The sequence below is a fragment of the Streptomyces sp. NPDC028298 genome (genome assembly GCF_055565895.1).
The window spans coordinates 603,992-623,659 of the sequence record NZ_JBVHTL010000005.1; the positions used below are offsets into that span (position 1 = coordinate 603,992).

Below are 19,668 nucleotides of genomic sequence, written 5' to 3' on the forward strand. Positions count from 1 at the left end.
AGGCACGAGCGGGTGAGGGCGGTGGCACGAAGCCACCGCCCTCACCCGATTCCGCTCCCTGGGCCCGGCGGGCCTCAGGCCATCCAGCGGTCCGGCCGGGCCTCCCGGCGTCCCGTGCGGGACCGGTCGGCCTGCGCCTGGAGGAGGGCCCGCGCCTCGTCGGCGTCCCGCAGCCGCGCCGTCACCGTCCTGCCGGCGCCGGCGTCGATGTGGACGTCGGCGAGCCCCTTGAAGCGCTCCCAGGGCCCCTGCGTCAGCCGGACGCTCTGCGCCTTGGCGTGCGGGACCAGGTGCAGGCGGCGCCGCAGCAGCCCGCGGCGCGCCGCGAACACGGAGCCGGTGACGGCGAGTCCGTACCCGCGCCACCAGAACGGCACGCACCACCCGGCCCGCCGCGGCGGCCGGTCCAGGGCCGCGGGCACGGTCACTCCGGGCAGCACGACGGCGATCACGGCCTCGGCGACCTCGCGGGGAGCGACGGGCACGAGGACCGTGTTCGACGACCCGGCCACGTCCAGCTCCACACGCACCCATCGGCCGCGCCACAGCAGGGGTTCGACGATCCGCACGGTCTGCACGCGTCCGGGCGGCACGGTCTCGTGCGTACGGTCCAGGAGGCCGTGGTCGATGCGCAGGCCGTCGGGCGACTCGCCCACCGTCCAGTCGTACTCGCCGACGAACCGTCCCACGCTGACGCCTCCCGCCGCGCCGAGCAGGGGCAGTCCGGTCGCGAGGACCGTCCAGGCGCTGTGCGTGGCGAGCCACAGCAGCGTCGGCACGACGAGCGCGGCGGCCAGGGAGGCCCAGGTGGCGCCGGTGAGCAGCAGGGAGGCGGCGAGGACGGCGGGCGGTACGTGCAGCAGCCGCCGGACCGGCGCCTCGCCGACCTCGTGCGCGGACTCCGGCGCGAACCCGGCCGCGCGGGCGAGGAGTTCGGCACGCAGCCGCCGCGCCTCACCCTCGCCCAGATAGGCGAGTTCGTCCTTCTTGTCCGCTCCGACGACGTCGAGCTTGAGCTTGGCGACCCCCGCGACCCGGGCCAGCAGCGGCTGGGTGATGTCGACGGCCTGGAGCCGTTCGAGCCGGATGTGCGCGGTGCGGCGGAACAACAGGCCGGTGCGGATGCGCAGTTCGGTGCCGGTCACCGCGAAGTGGGTGAACCACCAGCTCAGGAAGCCGTACAGGGCGGCGCCCGGCACGACCACCGCGAGCCCAAGGAGCAGCGCGGTCGTCGTGAGCCGGGAGATCTGCTCCTGCGCCTGGCCCGGGTCGTGGACGGCCCAGCCGGCGAGGACCGCGACCGGGGCCCAGGCCCGCCGGAACGGGGTCACGGGGTGCAGCCGCCGCTCGGACAGCGGCTCCGCCTCCGGTACGGACGCGCCGTCGCCCGGTGCGCCCGGCGTGCCGGGGAGTGCTCCGGAGGCGGCCGACGGGGGCCCCGAGGAGTCCGGGGAGGCCGTGCTCACAGGCCCGCCGATCGTGCCTCGCCCAGTTCGGTGAGCCGGTCCCGCAGCCGCTCGGCCTCGGCCGGGTCCAGCCCCGGGATGCACGCGTCGGTGGCCGCGGCGGCCGTGTGGAGCTGCACGCTGGCGAGCCCGAAGTGACGTTCCAGCGGCCCGGAGGTCACCTCGACGAGCTGCATGCGCCCGTACGGCACCACGGTCTCCTCACGCCACAGCACGCCTCGGCTGATCAGCAGGTCGTCCGCGCGCTCCGCGTACCGCCAGGAGCGCCAGTTGCGCCCCAGCATGCGCCAGCCCCACGCGACGAGGGCGAGCGGCAGCAGGGCGAAGGCCGCCCAGCCAGGACCGGCGAACAGGGCGAGGAGCAGTCCGACGGCGATCGCCAGGAGCCCCAGCCACACCACAAGCAACAGCCGTCGCATCCGCAGCAGCCCCGGAGGCAGTCCGGTCCAGACCGGCTCCCCCGGGGCGCTCTCCTCGGTCCGCGCGCTCCCCGTCTCCATGCGGCAAGCGTACGTACGAGAGACTGTGGCCATGACTCCCACGACGGAGACCGTGGTCGGCATCGGCGGCGCTGCCGAGAGCACCGACATGGTGCTCAACATCGGCCCCCAGCACCCCTCGACCCATGGCGTGCTGCGACTGCGGCTCGTACTCGACGGTGAGCGGATCCAGCACGCGGAGCCGGTCATCGGCTACATGCACCGCGGCGCCGAGAAGCTCTTCGAGGCGCGCGACTACCGCCAGATCATCATGCTCGCCAACCGCCACGACTGGCTGTCGGCCTTCTCGAACGAGCTGGGCGTCGTCCTCGCCGTGGAGCGGATGCTCGGCATGGAGGTCCCCGCGCGCGCGGTATGGATGCGCACGCTGCTCGCGGAGCTCAACCGGGTCCTCAACCACCTGATGTTCCTCGGCTCCTATCCGCTGGAGCTGGGCGGGATCACCCCGATCTTCTACGCCTTCACGGAGCGCGAGGAGCTCCAGCACGTCATGGAGGAGATCTCCGGCGGGCGCATGCACTACATGTTCAACCGCGTCGGCGGCCTCAAGGAGGACCTCCCGGCCGGATGGACGACACGCGCGCGTGCCTGCGTCGCCGCTCTGCGCACGCGGATGGGCGTCTACGACGACCTGGTGCTCGGCAACGAGATCTTCCGGGGTCGGACCCGCGGGGTGGGCGCCCTCGCGCCCGAGGCCGTGCACGCGTACGGGGTGAGCGGCCCCATCGCGCGGGCCTCCGGCGTCGACTTCGACCTGCGCCGCGACGAGCCCTACCTCGCCTACGGGGAGCTCCAGGACACCCTGAAGGTCGTCACGCGCGAGGAGGGCGACTGCCTGGCCCGCTTCGAGTGCCTCCTGGAACAGACGCACAACTCCCTGGACCTCGTGGACGCCTGTCTGGACCGGCTGGCCGAGCTGCCGCCCGGCCCGGTCAACCAGCGCCTGCCGAAGGTCCTGAAGGCGCCCGAGGGCCACACCTACGCCTGGACCGAGAACCCCCTCGGCATCAACGGCTACTACCTCGTCAGCAAGGGCGAGAAGACCCCCTACCGGCTGAAGCTGCGCTCCGCGTCCTTCAACAACATCCAGGCGCTCACCGAACTGCTGCCCGGGACGCTCGTCGCCGACATGGTGGCGATCCTCGGGTCACTGTTCTTCGTGGTCGGGGACATCGACAAGTAGGGCCTCGCGCAGGACCGCGTCGGGGGAGTCCCGGAGCCCGTCGGGGAAGCCGACGGGCCGGAGCAGCCAGCCGAAGTCGCCCAGCCCGCCCGGCGCGGTGAGTTCCGCCGCCTGCCCGGCGCCCGCGAGGGCGCGCACATAGCCGGCGGGGTCCGTCGACGCGAGGGCGAGCGGGGGGCGGGCGCCGCTCACGCCCAGCGCGCGCAGCGCCGCGCGCTGGGTCACCACGCGGCCCCCGGGCGCCGCGCACGCATCGAGCGCCACGTGCGCGGTGAGGTCGCACGAGCCGTCCGGCACCGGTGCCGTCTCCCGTCCGTCCCGGAAGCCGGTGAGGGTCCCGAAGGGCGGCCGTCCGCTCGCGAAGTGCGCGTAGTCGACGGCGACGGCGAGTCCCCGGTCGAGCGCCGCCACGGCGGAGGCCCAGGCGAGATCCCGGGGGAGCCCGATCTCCGCACGCGCGCCCTCGGCGGGCGCGAGGGGCGCCCCGGGAGCCGCTCCCGCCCCTGGTGGGTGCGGCGCTTCCCGTACGCGCTCGGGGGCCGGTTCCGCCCCCGAGGCGGGCCCGTCGTCGGGAACGGGCCACCACCACGTGCGCAGCCAGCGGGCGTCCTCCCCGGTGACCGGCTCCCCGAGGCGTTCGGTCCCGTCGGCGCGGACCAGGACCCGCCGTGCCGCTCCGTCCGGGCCGATCTCGGCGACGTCCACGGGCACGTTGTCGAGCCACTCGTTGGCGAACAGCAGCCCGGTGACGCCCCGCGGCGGCTCGCCGAGCCACGAGATCCGCCGGTCGAGGCCCTCCGGCCGGTCCGCCCGCTCGACGGCGTACGCGCGCACACGGCCGGCCACGTCGGCGGGGAGCGCGGCGAGGACGCCGCTCACCAGCTCGCCGCGGCCGGCCGCCATGTCCACGAAGGCCAGCGGGTCCGGGCGGCCGAGCGCCGCGTCGAGGCGGCACAGCAGCCGCGCCACGGCGCCCGCGAACAGCGGGGAGGCGTGCACCGAGGTCCGGAAATGCCCCGCGGGTCCCTCGGGGCGGCGATAGAAGCCGCGGGGCCCGTACAGGGCCTCCTCCGCCGCCTCGCGCCACCCACGCCACTCACCCGCAGCCGCACCGTCCACCGGGCCAGGCTAGGCCACGCCCCAGGCTCTCCCGGGCCGCTTCCCGGTGCCCCGGAGCGGGGGGCATCCACCTTGGGGAGTACGAGGAGCGGTCCCGGATCGGTCCTCCGGTTGACCCGGGCACACCGAACGCCTCCCTACTCTGGGTTACGTGCAGCGCCTCTATGACCTTCTCCGCAGGTACCCGACATGGGTCGACACCTTCTGGGCCGTCGCCCTGCTCGGGATCTCCTGGGTGAGCATCAGCAATGTCAACGGCGCCGCGGAAGGGCCGTCGTCGACCGCCGTGGCGCTCCCGATCGCCTTCGCGCTGAGCGCGGTCGTCGCGCTGCGCCGCCGCATGCCCGAGAAGATGCTGCTCCTGGCCGTGGCCGCGGGCCTCGCCCAGCTCGTCCTGGACGTCCCCTCGGCGCCCGAGGACTTCGCGATGCTGGTGATCATCTACACGGTCGCCGCCAACGGAGCCCGCTGGGCCTCCCGGCTCGCGCTGATCGGCGGCCTGTGCGCGGGCACGCTCGCGCAGCTCCGCTGGCCCACCGAGTCCAGCGGGCCGGGCGGCGTCTTCATCGCCATCTTCCAGACCGTGCCGTTCGCGCTCGCCTGGGTGCTCGGCGACTCGATCCGCACCCGCCGCGCCTACCTGGCGCAACTGGAGGAGCGGGCCGCCCGGCTGGAGAAGGAGCGCGAGGCGCAGGCCAAGGTCGCGGTCGCCGCCGAACGCGCCCGGATCGCACGCGAGCTGCACGACGTCGTCGCGCACAACGTCTCGGTGATGGTGGTTCAGGCCGACGGCGCCGCATACGTCATGGACACCGCCCCGGAGCAGGCCAGGAAGGCGCTGGAGACCATCTCGGGGACCGGCAGGCAGGCCCTCGCCGAGATGCGCCGACTGCTCGGCGTGCTGCGCACGGGCGAGCACCAGGAGGTCGGCGAGTACGTGCCCCAGCCCGACGTCGAGCAGCTCGACGACCTCATCGAGCAGTGCCGCACCTCGGGCCTGCCCGTCGACTTCAAGGTGGAGGGCACCCCGCGCCCGCTGCCCAGCGGGGTGGAGCTCACGGCGTACCGCATCGTCCAGGAGGCGCTCACCAACACCCGCAAGCACGGAGGCCCGAACGCGGGCGCCAGCGTGCGTCTGGTCTACTTCGACGACGGCCTCGGGCTGCTCGTCGAGGACGACGGCAAGGGAGCGCCCCACGAGCTGTACGAGGAGGGCGGCGCCGACGGACAGGGCCACGGACTGATCGGCATGAGGGAGCGCGTCGGCATGGTCGGCGGCACCCTGGACGCGGGGCCGCGCCCCGGCGGGGGCTTCCGCATCAGCGCCCTGCTGCCGCTCAAAGCGGCCCACTGACACCTGTACACACCCGGTCCGAGGACCGGCCCCGACTTAGTGAAAGGCCCCCGATGGCGATCCGCGTGATGCTCGTCGACGACCAGGTGCTGCTGCGCACCGGCTTCCGGATGGTGCTCGCCGCCCAGCCGGACATGGAGGTCGTGGCCGAGGCGGGCGACGGCGTCGAGGCCCTGCAGGTGCTGGCCGCCACCGAGGTCGACGTGGTCCTCATGGACGTACGCATGCCGAAGCTCGACGGCGTGGAGACCACCCGCCGCATCTGCTCGGACCCGAACCCGCCGAAGGTCCTGATCCTGACCACCTTCGACCTCGACGAGTACGCGTTCTCCGGACTGAAGGCGGGCGCCTCCGGCTTCATGCTCAAGGACGTGCCCCCGGGTGAGCTGCTCGCCGCCATCCGTTCCGTGCACAGCGGCGACGCCGTGGTCGCGCCGTCCACCACCCGGCGGCTGCTCGACCGGTTCGCGCCGCTGCTGCCCAACGCGGGCAAGGAGCCCCAGCACAAGGGCCTTGAACGGCTCACCGAGCGCGAGCGCGAGGTCATGATCCTCGTCGCGCAGGGCCTGTCCAACGGGGAGATCGCGGCCCGCCTGGTCCTCTCGGAGGCCACCGTGAAGACCCACGTCGGGCGCATCCTCACCAAGCTGGGACTGCGGGACCGGGTCCAGGTGGTCGTCCTCGCCTACGAGACGGGCCTCGTCCGGGCGGGCGGCCTCGGCTGACGTGCGAAGCCGCGGCCTGCCGGCCGGGCGCGGCACGGAGACGTGACCGGGACGTGACCGGCGCGCACTAGGGTCAGCCCATGCTTCTGTGGATCAACGGGCCCTTCGGGGGCGGCAAGACACAGACCGCACACGAGATCCGGCGCCGGCTGCCCGGCAGCGTCATCTGCGATCCGGAACACGCCGGTTTCGGCCTGCACCGGATGCTCCCGCCCGAACTCCGGGGAGATTTCCAGGACTTGGTGTCCTGGCGGCAGGGTGTGGTCGAGGTGCTCGACCTCGCGCTCGGCCAACGGGACGGTGTGGTCATCGCCCCCATGACGGTCACGGACCCCGGGTACTTCGCGGAGACGGTCGGGCGGCTGCGTGAACGGGGCCACGACGTACGGCACTTCACGCTGCTGGCCGAGCGCGAGACCGTCCTGCGGCGGCTGCGCGAACGCGGCTTCGGGCACTTCGTGGGCCAAGTCGCCGGGAAGGACGCCCCGTTGCGGCGCGAGAGCTGGGCGGTGGGGCGGCTCGACCACTGCCTGGAGCGGCTGCGCGAGCCGGAGTTCGCCGAGCACCTGTGGACCGACGAGACGTCGGTCGCCAGGACCGCCGAGCGCATCGCGGTCCTGGCGGGGCTGACCCTCGCTCCGAACCGCGACGGCGCCCTGCGCGGACGCCTGCGCCGCGCGCGGACGAGCGTGCGCCACATCCGCTTCGACTGACCGCCCCTGGGCCCCGCCACCCTCGTCTCTCGCCCCCTCCGCCCCTACCCTCCCCCAAGGTCTCGGCTTCGCTCGACCAGGGGGACCCCCATCGCACCCGGGGCTCCGCCCCAGACCCCGCTCCTCAAACGCCGGAGGGGCTGGATTTTGCCCGTCGCCACTAACGGCCACGTCTCCGTCCAACGGCGACGGGCTGATGCATCGGCACGGCCCCGACCCACGCACCGGTGTCAGCCGGCCCCCGCGGCGCGCCTCAGCGCAGGATCCCCTCCAGGAAGTCGCTCCCCAGCCGGGCCACCACGCCGACGTCGAGCTGGTGCAGCACATAGCGGCCGCGCCGCCGGGTGGTGATCAGACCCGCCTTCTTGAGCACGCTCAGGTGCCGGGATATCTCCGGCGCGGTCATGCCGTGCACCTGGGCGAGCTCGCCGGTGGTGTACGCGCTGCGGGCCAGATGCCGGCAGATGCGCATCCGGACCGGGTGCGACAGGGCGGCCATCCGCAGGGTGAGCTGCTCGACGGAGGGCGGGGCGGCGAGCTCCGGGGAGCTGACCGGGTAGTGCAGCACCGGCTGCCACTGATAGCGGTGCAGCACCATCAGGTGCGGCCGCCCGAGGCTGGTGGGGACCAGCAGCAGACCGCCGTCCGCCGTGACCGTGGTGCTCCCCTCGGTCAGCTTGTCCACGGTGATGATCCGCGCCGCCTCGTCCAGGGACAGCGCGGAGGAGACGGAGGCCAGCGCCTCGGACAGGCCCTTGTGCCGCAGCAGATCCGTCTTGTGCCGGGCCTCCGCGGCCAGCGGGTGGCGCAGCCGGGCCCAGGTCTCCGCGAAGAACGCCTCGTCGCAGTCCTCCAGGAACTGCCGCAGCCAGGCCCGCACACCCGGCGGGTCCATCAGCAGCCGCTCCGTGAACCGGGTCTGCTGCGGCCCCCGCGAGGCGGCCAGATCCACGGCGCGGCGCTGCACCTCGGGGTCGGAGAGGGCGTGCGGCCCCTCGGTGCCGTACGCCAGCGCGCAGGTGAACTCCAGGGCCGCGTCCACGAACTGCTCGTCGGTGAGCTTGTCCAGCAGGTCCAGGTCCTCGGCCAGGGTCCCGCCCGGCACCGAGGCGCCGCCCGGGACGCCCGCGCACGGCAGGAACAGGTCCGAGAACGTCGTGCGCCACAGGAAGTCCGCCTCGCACATGCGGTCCGCGAGGTGGGCGTCGAGCCCGGCGGTCACTCCCGTCGTCCAGCCCTGCAGCCCGGGGTGGTGCCCGGGCTCCGCCAGCGCGTGCAGCGCCATCCCCAGCTCGGCCAGCGGCGACGGCACGACGGCGACCCGCTCCGGCCGCAGGCCGCCGACGTCGATGCGCACGCTCATGTCCCCATGGTGCACCCCGCCACCGACAGCGGCCGCCGTCGATTGACGACGGCCGTCAATCAAGGCGACAGCCGCTGTGATCAGGCGCAACCTGGGACGACCGGGGCAGTCAGCACGGGGCCCTCGGACCCCATCCCTCTCCCGAGAGGCGGTCGGCCATGAGCATCACCCAGCAGTACATCCTGGACAGCTACCGGTCCTCACAGCACGGGGACGCCCCGCCTCCGGCGCCCGGCAGCCACGACTGGGAGACCGCGCGGGAGGTGCGCGAGAACCGCCGGTTCCGGGCCGTCATGGCCGGACGTCCGGCCCGTGGGCGGCTGCGCGGAGCCCTGGGCCGTTGGCTGCACGGCGGACACGGCCGGCCGGCCCGCTGAGCCCCGCCCGGCCTCCCGCACCCGGAGCCATGACCGCCCGGCCTCCCGGCCCCGGAGCCGTGACCGCCAGAGGTCCCGGCCCGCGAGGAGCCCGAGAAGCCCGAGAGGCCCCGCCCGCTCCGCCCGCTCCCGGACTACGAGCCGTTCCGGTCCGGCAGCCGCTCCACGAACGTGCGGACCGCCGCCTTCACGTCGTCCGCCGTCCACTCCAGGGCCGGTTCGGCCACGGTGACCTCGGTGTACGCCAGTCCCGGGCCGCCCGGGTTCCAGCCCTGGGCGAACAGGCCGGTCTTCGTCTCCTCGACCTGCCGCAGCGCCGCGTCCCCGAGGACGTCGGGGTCGTACGGCAGCCAGATCTGGAACTGGTGGGTGTGCGGCTCCTCCGGGTGGACACGGACCCAGGGGACCCCCGCCTCCGTGAAGCCCTCGCGCAGCGCTCCGGCCACCACGCGCGCGTGGGCGACGTACTCGGGCAGCCGGGGCAGCTCCCGCTCCAGGCCGATCAGCGCCGACAGGACGGTCGGGAACTGCTGGATGATCATGCCGCCGTACCGGTGCCGCCAGGTCTTCGCCTCGTCCACGAGCGTCCTCGGCCCCGCGACGGCGGCACCGCCGAAACCGCCGAGCGACTTGTAGAACGAGACGTACGTGCTGTCGGCGAGGCCGGCGATGTCCGCCAGGGGGCGGCCGAAGTGCGGGGTGCACTCCCACAGCCGGGCCCCGTCGATGTGCACCACCGCGTCCCGCTCCCGGGCCGCCTCCACGACCTCGGTGAGCTCCTCCCAGGTGGGCAGGACGAAACCGGCGTCCCGGAGCGGCAGTTCCAGCAGCAGCGCGCCGAACGGCTCGGGGAAGTCCCGAACCTCCTCGGCGGTCGGCAGCCGGGGCTCGTTCGTCACACGGACCGGGCGCAGGCCGCTGACCTGGCTGAAGGCCTGCCGTTCATGGACTTCCGGGTGGCTGAGCCCGTGCAGGGCCACGGTCGGGTTCCCGGTCCGGCCCGCCCAGCAGCGCAGCACGACCTGCTGGGCCATGGTCCCGGTCGGGAAGAAGACCGCCGCCTCCGCGCCCAGCAGCTCGGCGACCCGCTCCTCCAGGGTCTCGACGAGGCCGCCGCCGTACATGTCGACCCGCTCGTCGAGGTCGCACACCTCACCGGCGCCCTCGTTCAGCCAGGCCAGGCGCTCGCGGAGCGACAACTGGTAGCCCGGCCGCCAGAGCACCCGCCCGGCCGCCTTCCAGGCCGCCACGCGCCGCTCGAACCGCTCCTCGGGAGACATCCCCGCCCCCTCCCCGCCCTGTCCCGCAGGGTCCGCCCCGCCCCGCTCCGCGGGGTCCGTACCGCCTCGTGCCGACGTATCGCTCATCCCACGATCATGGCCCGCGCGGGCCCGGCCGGTCACCTCGAATTCCGCACGCCGGTGACCTGTGGAAATCCCGTTCACCCGGTCAGGGTCCGCACCGGTGTCGCGGCGCGCGGAAACCCACAGCCTGTGGACGGCCGGACTCCCGTCGGACCAATCGCGTTAACATGACGAGAAATCGTCCGGTACCCCGAGCGGACTGGAACGGAAGGCCGCCGTCGCGTGAGTACGTATCCCCAGCCAGAGCCCAAGGACCGCCCCGCGCGGCTGACCGTCGGCGTCGTCGGCGCCGGCCGCGTCGGACCCGCGCTCGCCGCCGCGCTCCAGCTCGCCGGACACCGCCCGGTGGCCGTCTCCGGCGTCTCCGACGCCTCCAGGCGGCGGGCTGCACAGCTCCTGCCGGACGTCCCGCTGGTGTCCCCGGCCGAGGTCCTCCAGCGCGCCGACCTCGTCCTGCTGACCGTCCCCGACGACGCGCTCCCCGGCCTCGTCGAAGGACTCGCCGAGACGGGCGCCGTGCGCCCGGGACAGCTCCTGGTGCACACCTCCGGACGGTACGGCGCGCGCGTGCTCGACCCGGCCCTCAGGGCGGGCGCCCTGCCGCTCGCCCTGCACCCCGCGATGACGTTCACGGGCACCGCGGTGGACGTCCAGCGGCTCGCCGGATGCTCCTTCGGCGTCACCGCCCCCGACCAGCTCCGGCTGGCCGCCGAGGCCCTCGTGATCGAGATGGGCGGCGAGCCCGAGTGGATCGCCGAGGAGTCCCGCCCGCTCTACCACGCGGCCCTCGCGCTCGGCGCCAACCACCTGGTGACCCTGGTCGCCGAGTCGATGGAACTCCTGCGCACCGCGGGCGTCGAAGCCCCCGACCGCATGCTCGGCCCGCTCCTCGGCGCCGCCCTGGACAACGCGCTCAGGTCGGGCGACGCCGCCCTGACCGGCCCCGTCGCGCGCGGAGACGCCGGCACGGTCGCCGCGCACGTCGCCGAACTGCGCCGGCACGCCCCGGGGACCGTCGCCGGCTATCTGGCGATGGCCCGTGCGACCGCCGACCGCGCGCTCGCCCACGGACTGCTCAAGCCGGAACTCGCCGAGGACCTCCTGGGGGTACTCGCCGCCGGGACGGACGCGACCCAGGGGACCGAGGGAGACACCCGATGACCACCGCCCTGCTGCGCACCGCCGGCGAACTGTCCGCGCGGGCCCGGACCGGCCGCAGAGCCGTCGTGATGACCATGGGCGCCCTCCACGAGGGCCACGCCACCTTGATCCGTACCGCCCGCGAGATCGCGGGGGAGACGGGCGAGGTGGTCGTCACCGTCTTCGTGAACCCCCTCCAGTTCGGGCAGGGCGAGGACCTCGACCGCTACCCGCGCACCCTCGACGCCGACCTGAAGCTCGCCGAACAGGCGGGCGCGGACGTCGTGTTCGCCCCCTCCGTCGACGAGGTCTACCCCGGCGGCGAACCCCAGGTCCGGATCTCCGCGGGACCCATGGGCGAACGCCTGGAGGGCTCCGTACGGCCCGGCCACTTCGACGGCATGCTCACCGTCGTCGCCAAACTGCTGCACCTGACCCGGCCCGACGTGGCCCTGTTCGGCCAGAAGGACGCCCAGCAGCTCGCCCTGATCCGGCGCATGGCACGCGACCTGAACTTCGGCGTCGAGATCACCGGTGTTCCCACCGTGCGCGAGGAGGACGGGCTCGCCCTCTCCAGCCGCAACCGCTACCTCTCGGCCGAGGAGCGGCGCACCGCGCTCGCCCTCTCGCAGGCCCTGTTCGCCGGCCGCGACCGGCACGCAGCCCAGGAGGCACTGCGCGCGCGTGCCCTGGAGGTGCCCGCCACGCGCGAGCGCGCCGAGGCCCTCAGCGCCATAGGCGAGTCCCGGGCGGCGGCCGACGCGCACGCGGTCGCCAAGGCCGTGCCCGGCTGGCCCGGCGGTGTCCGCTCGGCCGCCCGCCTCGTCCTGGACGAGGCGGCCCGTCTGCGGCCGCCGCTGGTCCTGGACTATCTCGCGCTCGTCGACCCGGACGACTTCACCGAGGTCCCGGACGACTTCACCGGCGAGGCGGTCCTCGCCGTCGCCGCCCGGGTCGGGACGACCCGCCTGATCGACAACATCCCCCTCACCTTCGGAGCCGCCTCGTGACCGGCAAAGGCACAGGTTCAGACACCGCCACTGGCACCGGCATACGCCTGCACGCGCCCGCCCCGGGCTGGGCCCTGACCGCGGACGTCGTGGTCGTCGGCTCCGGCGTCGCCGGGCTCACCGCCGCGCTGCGCTGCGAGGCCGCGGGGCTGCGGACCGTCGTGGTCACCAAGGCCCGCCTGGACGACGGCTCGACCCGCTGGGCACAGGGCGGCATCGCCGCCGCTCTCGGCGAGGGCGACACCCCCGAGCAGCACCTGGACGACACCCTGGTCGCGGGCGCGGGCCTGTGCGACGAGGAGGCCGTGCGCATCCTCGTCACCGAGGGTCCCGACGCGGTCCGCCGGCTCATCGCGACCGGCGCCCACTTCGACGAGTCCTCCGAGGGCGCCCTCGAACTCACCCGCGAGGGCGGCCACCACCGCCGCCGCATCGCGCACGCGGGCGGTGACGCGACCGGCGCCGAGATCTCCCGGGCCCTCGTCGAGGCGGTCCGCGCGCGCGGTCTGCGCACGGTCGAGAACGCGCTCGTCCTCGACCTCCTGACGGACGCCGAGGGCCGCACCGCGGGCGTGACCCTGCACGTCATGGGAGAGGGCCAGCACGACGGCGTGGGTGCCGTCCACGCCCCCGCCGTGGTCCTCGCGACCGGCGGCATGGGCCAGGTGTACTCCGCGACCACCAACCCGTCCGTCTCCACGGGCGATGGAGTGGCCCTCGCCCTGCGCGCGGGCGCCGAGGTCTCCGACCTCGAATTCGTCCAGTTCCACCCGACCGTCCTCTTCCTCGGCGCCGACGCGGAGGGCCAGCAGCCGCTGGTCTCCGAGGCGGTACGCGGCGAGGGCGCGCACCTGGTCGACGCCGACGGCGTGCGCTTCATGGTGGGACAGCACGAGCTCGCCGAACTGGCGCCCCGGGACATCGTCGCCAAGGGCATCACGCGCCGCATGCTGGAGCAGGACGCCGAGCACATGTTCCTCGACGCCCGGCACTTCGGCGCCGCCATGTGGGAGCACCGCTTCCCCACGATCCTCGCCGCCTGCCGCGCCCACGGCATCGACCCGGTGACCGAGCCCGTCCCGGTCGCCCCGGCCGCCCACTACGCCTCCGGCGGCGTCCGCACCGACGCCCGGGGCCGCACCACCGTCCCCGGCCTGTACGCGTGCGGCGAGGTCGCCTGCACGGGCGTCCACGGCGCGAACCGGCTCGCCTCCAACTCGCTGCTGGAGGGCCTCGTCTACGCCGAGCGGATCGCCGCGGACATCGCGGCGAGCCACGCCGAGGACGGTCTGCACGCGCGCGTGCCCCAGCCGGTCCCGCACCCCGAGACGCCCGCGCACCCGTTGCTCGCCCCCGAGACCCGCTTCGCGATCCAGCGGATCATGACGGGCGGCGCCGGTGTGCTGCGCTCCGCCGAGTCCCTCGCGGCCGCCGCCGAGCAGCTCCAGCGGCTGCACACCGACGCGCGGGACGCCCTGGACGAGAACGGCAAGACCGCCGAGCCGGGCGTCGACACCTGGGAGGCCACCAACCTGCTGTGCGTGGCCCGCGTCCTGGTCGCCGCCGCGCTGCTGCGCGAGGAGACCCGAGGGTGCCACTGGCGGGAGGACCACGCCGACCGTGACGACGACCAGTGGCGCCGCCACATCGTCGTACGGCTGAATCCCGACCGGACCCTCGCCGTCCGCACCACCGATACCGCAGACTTCCCCCCGACATCCCGGCAGCCCCACCCGGCGCCCCCGTCCCGTCCCCAGGAGCAGTGACCGAAGTGAGCACCCACGACCTTCCCCTCGCCGAGAGCGGCGGCTGCGGCGACGGCTGCGGCTGCGGCGCAGACATGGACGAGGCGTACATGGAGTGCGGCCTCGATCCCGCTCTGGCCCAGCTCCTGGCCGACGCCGGTCTCGACCCGCTGGAGGTCGAGGACATCGCGAACGTGGCGATCCAGGAGGACCTCGACCACGGTGTGGACGTGACGACCGTCGCGACCATCCCCGAGGACGCCGTCTCCACCGCCGACTTCACGGCCCGGGACGCGGGCGTCGTCGCGGGCCTGCGCGTCGCCGAGGCCGTCCTGTCGGTGGTCTGCACCGACGAGTTCGAGGTCGAGCGGCACGTCGACGACGGCGACAGCGTCGAGGCCGGCCAGAAGCTGCTGAGCGTCACCACGCGCACCCGCGACCTGCTGACGGCCGAGCGCAGCGCCCTCAACCTCCTGTGCCGGCTGTCCGGCATCGCGACCGCCACGCGCGCGTGGGCGGACGCGCTGGAGGGCACCGAGACGCGGGTGCGGGACACCCGCAAGACCACGCCGGGCCTGCGTTCCCTGGAGAAGTTCGCGGTGCGCTGCGGCGGTGGCGTCAACCACCGCATGTCGCTGTCCGACGCGGCGCTGGTCAAGGACAACCACGTGGTCGCCGCGGGCGGTGTGGCCGAGGCCTTCAAGGCCGTACGGGAGATGTTCCCGGAGGTCCCCGTCGAGGTCGAGGTCGACACCCTGCACCAGTTGCGCGACGTCGTCGACGCGGGCGCCGACCTGATCCTGCTGGACAACTTCACGCCGGTCGAGTGCGAGGAGGCGGTCGCCCTCGTCGCCGGCCGCGCCCTGCTGGAGGCGTCCGGCCGGCTCACCCTCGCCAACGCCGAGGCGTACGCGAAGACCGGCGTCGACTTCCTGGCGGTGGGGGCGCTCACGCACTCCTCCCCGATCCTCGACATCGGCCTCGACCTGCGAGCGGCGGAGTAACCCCGGCATGCTGCTGACCATCGACGTGGGCAACACCCACACGGTCCTCGGCCTCTTCGACGGGGAGGAGATCGTCGAGCACTGGCGCATCTCCACCGACTCGCGCCGCACCGCCGACGAACTCGCCGTGCTGCTGCAGGGCCTCATGGGCATGCACCCGCTGCTCGGCGAGGAGCTCGGCGACGGCATCGACGGCATCGCGATCTGCGCGACCGTGCCGTCCGTGCTGCACGAGCTGCGCGAGGTGACGCGGCGCTACTACGGCGACGTCCCCGCCGTCCTGGTCGAACCCGGCGTCAAGACGGGCGTGCCGATCCTCACGGACAACCCGAAGGAGGTCGGCGCCGACCGGATCATCAACGCCGTGGCGGCCGTCGAGCTGTACGGGGGCCCGGCGATCGTCGTCGACTTCGGTACGGCGACCACCTTCGACGCGGTCAGCGCGCGCGGCGAGTACATCGGCGGCGTCATCGCTCCCGGCATCGAGATCTCCGTCGAGGCGCTCGGCGTCAAGGGCGCGCAGCTCCGCAAGATCGAGGTGGCCCGGCCGCGCGCGGTGATCGGCAAGAACACCGTCGAGGCGATGCAGTCCGGCATCATCTACGGGTTCGCGGGCCAGGTCGACGGGGTCGTGAACCGGATGGCGCGCGAGCTCGCCGACGATCCCGAGGACGTCACCGTCATCGCGACCGGCGGACTGGCTCCGATGGTCCTCGGCGAGTCCTCGGTGATCGACGAGCACGAGCCGTGGCTGACGCTGATCGGGCTGCGTCTGGTGTACGAGCGGAACGTCTCGCGCATGTGACCTCGGCCCGCCTCGCCGTGGGCGGCCGGGCGGCCGGGCAGTCGGTACCGAAGGGGCTCCGCGTTCGCGGGGCCCCTTCGGGCGTTCCCGGGCCGACACCGGACGCCCGAGGCCCGACCCCCGCTAACCGGCGAAGGCAGGACGCGCCACATTTCTTCCGCTATGCGGATTTTGTCTGATTAGCACGTATCGTCGCCCCATGCCCACGCCCTACGGATCCCACGGCGGCATGGCGTTCGGTGCGGAGGAGCTGCGTGTGCTCCGTCGTGCCCTCGCCCTCGCCCTGCACCCCAGCCCCGTCTCGGCCGAGGACGTCCAGGACTTCCTCCGCCTCGCCGAGTCCCTCGACGAGGCGGCCCACGAGGGGGCCAGGCTCCGGGCCTTCCTGCGGGCCGACCTCGCCCGCTACCGGGCCGCCCTGCCGGGCACCGCCGCCGGCTATCTGGCCCTTCTGGAGGAGGTCCTCGCCTCCGGATACCGGCCGAACCCCGACGACCTCGCCGCGCTCCGCGCACTGCGCGGCAATCCCGTCGCGGCGGCTCTCCTGGAGCGCTGCCGGGTCCTCGCCGAGCAGGACGTGCGCGCCCGGCTCGCGGGCCGCGCGGTCACCTCGGTGCCCCCGTCCCGCACCCGTCTGCTGGCCCTTCCCGGCGGCCGCGCCGCCGAGGAGCCCGACCGGAGGCCCGAGCCGAGACCGCAGCCCCAGCCGCCGGTCCGCTCCCCCCGCCCGGACCGCCCGATCCCCACCCCCGGCGAGGTCTTCCCGCCCCGCCGCAAGCCCGGCCCCCCTCCGGCCGACCCGCCGCAGCAGCTCGCGGCGGGCTAGCGGCGGCCACCGGACCCCGGCCGAGCCCGGAACGGCGCCCCCTGGCTACTCTGGGGGCATGGACTACGTCTCCGCGCTCGTGCCCCCGGTAGTGATGGCCGTGTTCTTCATCGGGCTCATCGTGACGATCGTGAAGAGTCAGGGCGGGGCCAACAAGGCCAAGGAGGACGGGGTCGTCGACGCCGCCCTCGCGCGCGTGGAGGCCGCTCAGCAGGCCTCGGCCCCCAAGGACGCCGGGGCCTGAGCCCCGGGCGGCCCCGCGCGGCTCGGCCCGGCTCCCCTCGGAGCGGGCCCGACCCCGGCGGGCCGCGGCGTCACCGGCGTACGACTCGGACGTTTCCTGCGTCCTTCGAGTCGTACGCCCTTTTTGTTGCCCCTCTCCCACTATTGTTCTGAACTGTGCCTCGCCCATTGGGAGAACTCGAAGACGCGGTCATGACGCGGGTGTGGAAGTGGAACCGCCCGGTGACCGTTCGGGAAGTCCTGGAAGACCTTCAACAGGAACGGTCCATCGCGTACACCACGGTGATGACCGTTTTGGACAATCTCCATCAGAAGGGCTGGGTGCGCCGCGAGGCGGAAGGCCGGGCCTATCGATATGAGGCGGTGTCCACCCGGGCCGCCTACTCGGCGGCCCTGATGAACGACGCCTGGTCGCAGAGCGACAACCCCGCGGCCGCTCTCGTCGCCTTCTTCGGGATGATGAGCGAGGAACAGCGCGTGGCCCTCAGTGATGCCGTACGCATGGTGCAAGGACCCGAACCCCGGGCCCCCGAAGCCGCCGAAAGGCCACCGGCACCCGAGCCCTCCGAGGAGAACCCCGCCGCTGACGGGGACGCCTCCGGGCGATAGCGTCCGCTCATGTCAGCAGAGCATCCCGCGGAGGTTCCGGCAGAGCTTCCGGCGGACCATCCCGAAGCCAGCGCAAAAGCCGTCACCGTCCGCCGGGCCAGGACCGGCGATGTCGCGGCCGTACGCCGACTCCTCGACGCGAACGTGCGCCGCCGTATCCTGCTCGACAAACCCACGGTCACCCTTTACGAGGACATCCAGGAGTTCTGGGTCGCGGAACGCGACGACAACGCCGAGGTGGTCGGCTGCGGCGCCCTCCACGTGATGTGGGAAGACCTCGCGGAAGTCCGCACTCTCGCGGTGAACCCCACGGTCAAGGGCCTGGGCGTCGGTCATCAGTTGCTGGAGAAGTTGCTCCAGACCGCCCGCTGGCTCGGTGTTCGACGGGTTTTCTGTCTGACCTTCGAAGTCGGCTTCTTCGCGAAGCACGGCTTCGTGGAGATCGGTGAGACACCCGTCGACACCGATGTGTACGCCGAGCTCCTTCGTTCCTATGACGAGGGCGTCGCGGAGTTCCTCGGTCTCGAACGAGTGAAACCGAACACCTTGGGCAACAGCCGGATGCTTCTGCATCTGTGATCGCGACCGGCTATTCCGGCGGAGTGCGTTGCCCACGTTCCCTATGTCCGAAACGCGCACGTTTCCGTGCGGGCGGAGTCCCATGAGTCTTCGCCAGGGGTTTGTGTTTTTCCAGCAAAAGCGGTTTGCTTTCCGACGTACTGCAGTACTGCATATAACAAGGGACGGCGAAACGGCGGACGCCGCGAGGCCCTCCTTGCCCTGAAGTTATCGATGAAAGGAAATCCGGTGGCACAGAAGGTTCAGGTCCTTCTTGTCGACGACCTCGACGGTGGCGAGGCGGACGAGACCGTGACGTTCGCGCTGGACGGCAAGACGTACGAAATCGATCTCACGACCGCCAATGCGGACAAGCTCCGTGGCCTTCTCGACCCCTACGTCAAGGGTGGCCGTCGTACCGGAGGCCGTGCTTCGGGCGGACGCGGAAAGGCCCGCGTCGCTGCCGCCGGCGGCAGCCAGGACACCGCGCAGATCCGCGCCTGGGCAAAGGAGAACGGCCTCGAGGTCAACGACCGCGGCCGTGTTCCCGCGTCCATTCGCGAGGCCTACGAGAAGGCCAACGGCTGAGCGCACGCTCGCCGCAGCCTCAAGCGGTGGCAGTGCGTCGCCATCGTCTGCACCAGTCGTACGAGATCGGGGGCGCCCCCAACGCCCCCGCCGACGGCCCCGCCGCCCAGCGCCGACAGCGTCGGCAACGCCGGTTCCACCGCGCGTCCGGGCTCCGGGGGCCGCAGCCACCGGGCGGCCCCCCGCGGGCCGATCCCCGTTTCCGGACCGGCCGTGGGCGGGGGAGCCTCGACGCTTCCGCCCGCGCCGATCGCCGTGAGATCCAGCGCGAGCGCGCCCCACTCCAGCCAGTCGAGCAGCCCCGGCAGCTCCTCCGCGCTCCCCGCGGCCACCAGCAGCCGCATCCGCTCCCCGTGCAGAACCACCGGGGACGCCGGCTCCAGATGCCGCAGCGCCGGGAATCCCGCCTCCGCCGGCACCTCCAGGACGTCGAAGCGCAGCCCCGTGACCAGCCGTACCGGCGCCCCGGGCACTGCCGCCCAGCCCAGTTCGTTCTCGTACCACTGGCACACCGGATCGACGGGACCACCCGGATCGGACGGCCGACGGGGGACAGGGACGGTGGGAACCATGCAAGAAGCAACAGCCGGAAGACCTCCGGAGTTACGCTGGGTATTTCCGTGAACGCGCAGAGTTCCTGAAAAAGGGGCGTGCGGGAGCGTTCCGGCGGGCATGGGTGTTCGCCCGTAGCGGAGGGAACCGGTGCGCGCGGCATGGACTGTCAGTGCGCGCGGGTAAGACATGCCTAGTGGGAGGGGCGACACGCAGGGCCTTGGCATCTCACGTTCGCCATCGGCGTACAGCGGGAGAGGGTATCTGCCTGGCCTGCGGGAACATCGTCTCGCACCATCAGGTTGGAGCAGATGTCGGCGTTCGGGGTCAGGAGGCCAAGGACGGTGTCGGCAGTTGGAATGAGCGGTCCCCGCTTGCGGGACTAAGCTGCGGAAGGACAGGGAGGGGAGCGTCCCCTTACTGC

General features: G+C 73.2%; 21 protein-coding genes. 15 read left to right on the plus strand and 6 right to left on the minus strand.

Annotated features, from left to right (window positions below; genetic code table 11):
• Window positions 1–74: 74 nt before the first annotated feature.
• Both ACZ4TO_RS25345 and ACZ4TO_RS25350 read right to left on the minus strand, forming a co-directional pair.
• Window positions 75–1,466, minus strand: coding sequence for a PH domain-containing protein (locus tag ACZ4TO_RS25345; RefSeq protein ID WP_385043408.1), 1,392 nt, complete (start codon window positions 1,464–1,466; stop codon window positions 75–77).
• On the minus strand, window positions 1,463–1,966 hold the full coding sequence (locus ACZ4TO_RS25350; protein ID WP_468025290.1) for a PH domain-containing protein: 504 nt from the start codon (window positions 1,964–1,966) through the stop codon (window positions 1,463–1,465). Before ACZ4TO_RS25350 ends, ACZ4TO_RS25345 begins: the two co-directional genes overlap by 4 nt.
• Window positions 1,967–1,997: 31 nt before the next feature.
• Here ACZ4TO_RS25350 and ACZ4TO_RS25355 point away from each other — a divergent pair, with 31 nt between their 5' ends.
• Window positions 1,998–3,149 (plus strand): NADH-quinone oxidoreductase subunit D, encoded by a 1,152-nt coding sequence (locus ACZ4TO_RS25355; RefSeq protein ID WP_468025291.1) that lies wholly within the window; start codon window positions 1,998–2,000, stop codon window positions 3,147–3,149.
• Here ACZ4TO_RS25355 and ACZ4TO_RS25360 read toward each other — a convergent pair.
• Window positions 3,114–4,268, minus strand: a complete 1,155-nt coding sequence (locus tag ACZ4TO_RS25360; RefSeq protein ID WP_468025292.1) for an SAM-dependent methyltransferase — start codon at window positions 4,266–4,268, stop codon at window positions 3,114–3,116. The genes ACZ4TO_RS25355 and ACZ4TO_RS25360 overlap by 36 nt on opposite strands.
• Before the next feature lie 151 nt (window positions 4,269–4,419).
• Between ACZ4TO_RS25360 and ACZ4TO_RS25365 the strand changes: the two genes are divergently transcribed.
• The 3 genes from ACZ4TO_RS25365 to ACZ4TO_RS25375 all read left to right on the plus strand — a co-directional run bounded on the left by ACZ4TO_RS25365 (window position 4,420) and on the right by ACZ4TO_RS25375 (window position 7,060).
• A complete protein-coding gene (locus tag ACZ4TO_RS25365) occupies window positions 4,420–5,622 on the plus strand; it encodes a sensor histidine kinase (protein WP_382784095.1) in 1,203 nt (400 codons plus the stop codon).
• Between the two features lie 53 nt (window positions 5,623–5,675).
• Window positions 5,676–6,347 (plus strand): response regulator transcription factor, encoded by a 672-nt coding sequence (locus tag ACZ4TO_RS25370; RefSeq protein ID WP_361684771.1) that lies wholly within the window; start codon window positions 5,676–5,678, stop codon window positions 6,345–6,347.
• 80 nt (window positions 6,348–6,427) lie between these two features.
• Entirely contained in the window at window positions 6,428–7,060 is a 633-nt protein-coding gene (locus tag ACZ4TO_RS25375; protein WP_382784099.1) for an AAA family ATPase, read from the plus strand.
• 253 nt (window positions 7,061–7,313) lie between these two features.
• Here ACZ4TO_RS25375 and ACZ4TO_RS25380 read toward each other — a convergent pair whose 3' ends face one another.
• On the minus strand, window positions 7,314–8,423 hold the full coding sequence (locus tag ACZ4TO_RS25380; protein ID WP_467849520.1) for a DUF5937 family protein: 1,110 nt from the start codon (window positions 8,421–8,423) through the stop codon (window positions 7,314–7,316).
• 158 nt (window positions 8,424–8,581) lie between these two features.
• Between ACZ4TO_RS25380 and ACZ4TO_RS25385 the strand changes: the two genes are divergently transcribed.
• Complete coding sequence (locus tag ACZ4TO_RS25385) at window positions 8,582–8,800, plus strand: hypothetical protein (RefSeq protein WP_382784107.1); 219 nt, start codon at window positions 8,582–8,584, stop codon at window positions 8,798–8,800.
• A gap of 134 nt (window positions 8,801–8,934) precedes the next feature.
• On the opposite strand, the gene ACZ4TO_RS25390 is transcribed toward ACZ4TO_RS25385, so the two are convergent.
• Window positions 8,935–10,080, minus strand: coding sequence for a threonine aldolase family protein (locus ACZ4TO_RS25390; RefSeq protein WP_468025293.1), 1,146 nt, complete (start codon window positions 10,078–10,080; stop codon window positions 8,935–8,937).
• A 306-nt stretch (window positions 10,081–10,386) separates the two neighbouring features.
• Here ACZ4TO_RS25390 and ACZ4TO_RS25395 point away from each other — a divergent pair, with 306 nt between their 5' ends.
• The 10 genes from ACZ4TO_RS25395 to ACZ4TO_RS25440 all read left to right on the plus strand — a co-directional run bounded on the left by ACZ4TO_RS25395 (window position 10,387) and on the right by ACZ4TO_RS25440 (window position 18,692).
• Window positions 10,387–11,325: a Rossmann-like and DUF2520 domain-containing protein gene (locus tag ACZ4TO_RS25395; protein WP_382784112.1), complete on the plus strand. Its 939-nt coding sequence runs from the start codon at window positions 10,387–10,389 to the stop codon at window positions 11,323–11,325.
• The gene (gene panC / locus ACZ4TO_RS25400; RefSeq protein WP_382784115.1) at window positions 11,322–12,314 is read left to right on the plus strand and encodes a pantoate--beta-alanine ligase; all 993 of its coding nucleotides are present in this window, start codon (window positions 11,322–11,324) and stop codon (window positions 12,312–12,314) included. The genes ACZ4TO_RS25395 and panC overlap by 4 nt, the downstream gene beginning before the upstream one ends.
• On the plus strand, window positions 12,311–14,080 hold the full coding sequence (locus ACZ4TO_RS25405) for an L-aspartate oxidase (RefSeq protein ID WP_382784117.1): 1,770 nt from the start codon (window positions 12,311–12,313) through the stop codon (window positions 14,078–14,080). The genes panC and ACZ4TO_RS25405 overlap by 4 nt, the downstream gene beginning before the upstream one ends.
• Before the next feature lie 5 nt (window positions 14,081–14,085).
• Entirely contained in the window at window positions 14,086–15,063 is a 978-nt protein-coding gene (gene nadC, locus ACZ4TO_RS25410; protein WP_382784120.1) for a carboxylating nicotinate-nucleotide diphosphorylase, read from the plus strand.
• A 7-nt stretch (window positions 15,064–15,070) separates the two neighbouring features.
• Window positions 15,071–15,868 (plus strand): type III pantothenate kinase, encoded by a 798-nt coding sequence (locus ACZ4TO_RS25415; protein ID WP_339130709.1) that lies wholly within the window; start codon window positions 15,071–15,073, stop codon window positions 15,866–15,868.
• A gap of 229 nt (window positions 15,869–16,097) precedes the next feature.
• The gene (locus ACZ4TO_RS25420; RefSeq protein ID WP_382784274.1) at window positions 16,098–16,694 is read left to right on the plus strand and encodes a hypothetical protein; all 597 of its coding nucleotides are present in this window, start codon (window positions 16,098–16,100) and stop codon (window positions 16,692–16,694) included.
• A 58-nt stretch (window positions 16,695–16,752) separates the two neighbouring features.
• Window positions 16,753–16,938: a hypothetical protein gene (locus ACZ4TO_RS25425; RefSeq protein WP_328554209.1), complete on the plus strand. Its 186-nt coding sequence runs from the start codon at window positions 16,753–16,755 to the stop codon at window positions 16,936–16,938.
• 155 nt (window positions 16,939–17,093) lie between these two features.
• Window positions 17,094–17,546, plus strand: coding sequence for a BlaI/MecI/CopY family transcriptional regulator (locus ACZ4TO_RS25430; protein WP_382784127.1), 453 nt, complete (start codon window positions 17,094–17,096; stop codon window positions 17,544–17,546).
• Between the two features lie 9 nt (window positions 17,547–17,555).
• Window positions 17,556–18,125, plus strand: coding sequence for an amino-acid N-acetyltransferase (locus tag ACZ4TO_RS25435; RefSeq protein ID WP_382784131.1), 570 nt, complete (start codon window positions 17,556–17,558; stop codon window positions 18,123–18,125).
• A gap of 228 nt (window positions 18,126–18,353) precedes the next feature.
• Window positions 18,354–18,692, plus strand: coding sequence for a histone-like nucleoid-structuring protein Lsr2 (locus ACZ4TO_RS25440; RefSeq protein WP_382784134.1), 339 nt, complete (start codon window positions 18,354–18,356; stop codon window positions 18,690–18,692).
• On the opposite strand, the gene ACZ4TO_RS25445 is transcribed toward ACZ4TO_RS25440, so the two are convergent.
• A complete protein-coding gene (locus tag ACZ4TO_RS25445) occupies window positions 18,671–19,264 on the minus strand; it encodes an SCO3374 family protein (RefSeq protein ID WP_382784137.1) in 594 nt (197 codons plus the stop codon). The two genes, ACZ4TO_RS25440 and ACZ4TO_RS25445, sit on opposite strands and share 22 nt — an antisense overlap.
• Window positions 19,265–19,668: the final 404 nt, after the last annotated feature.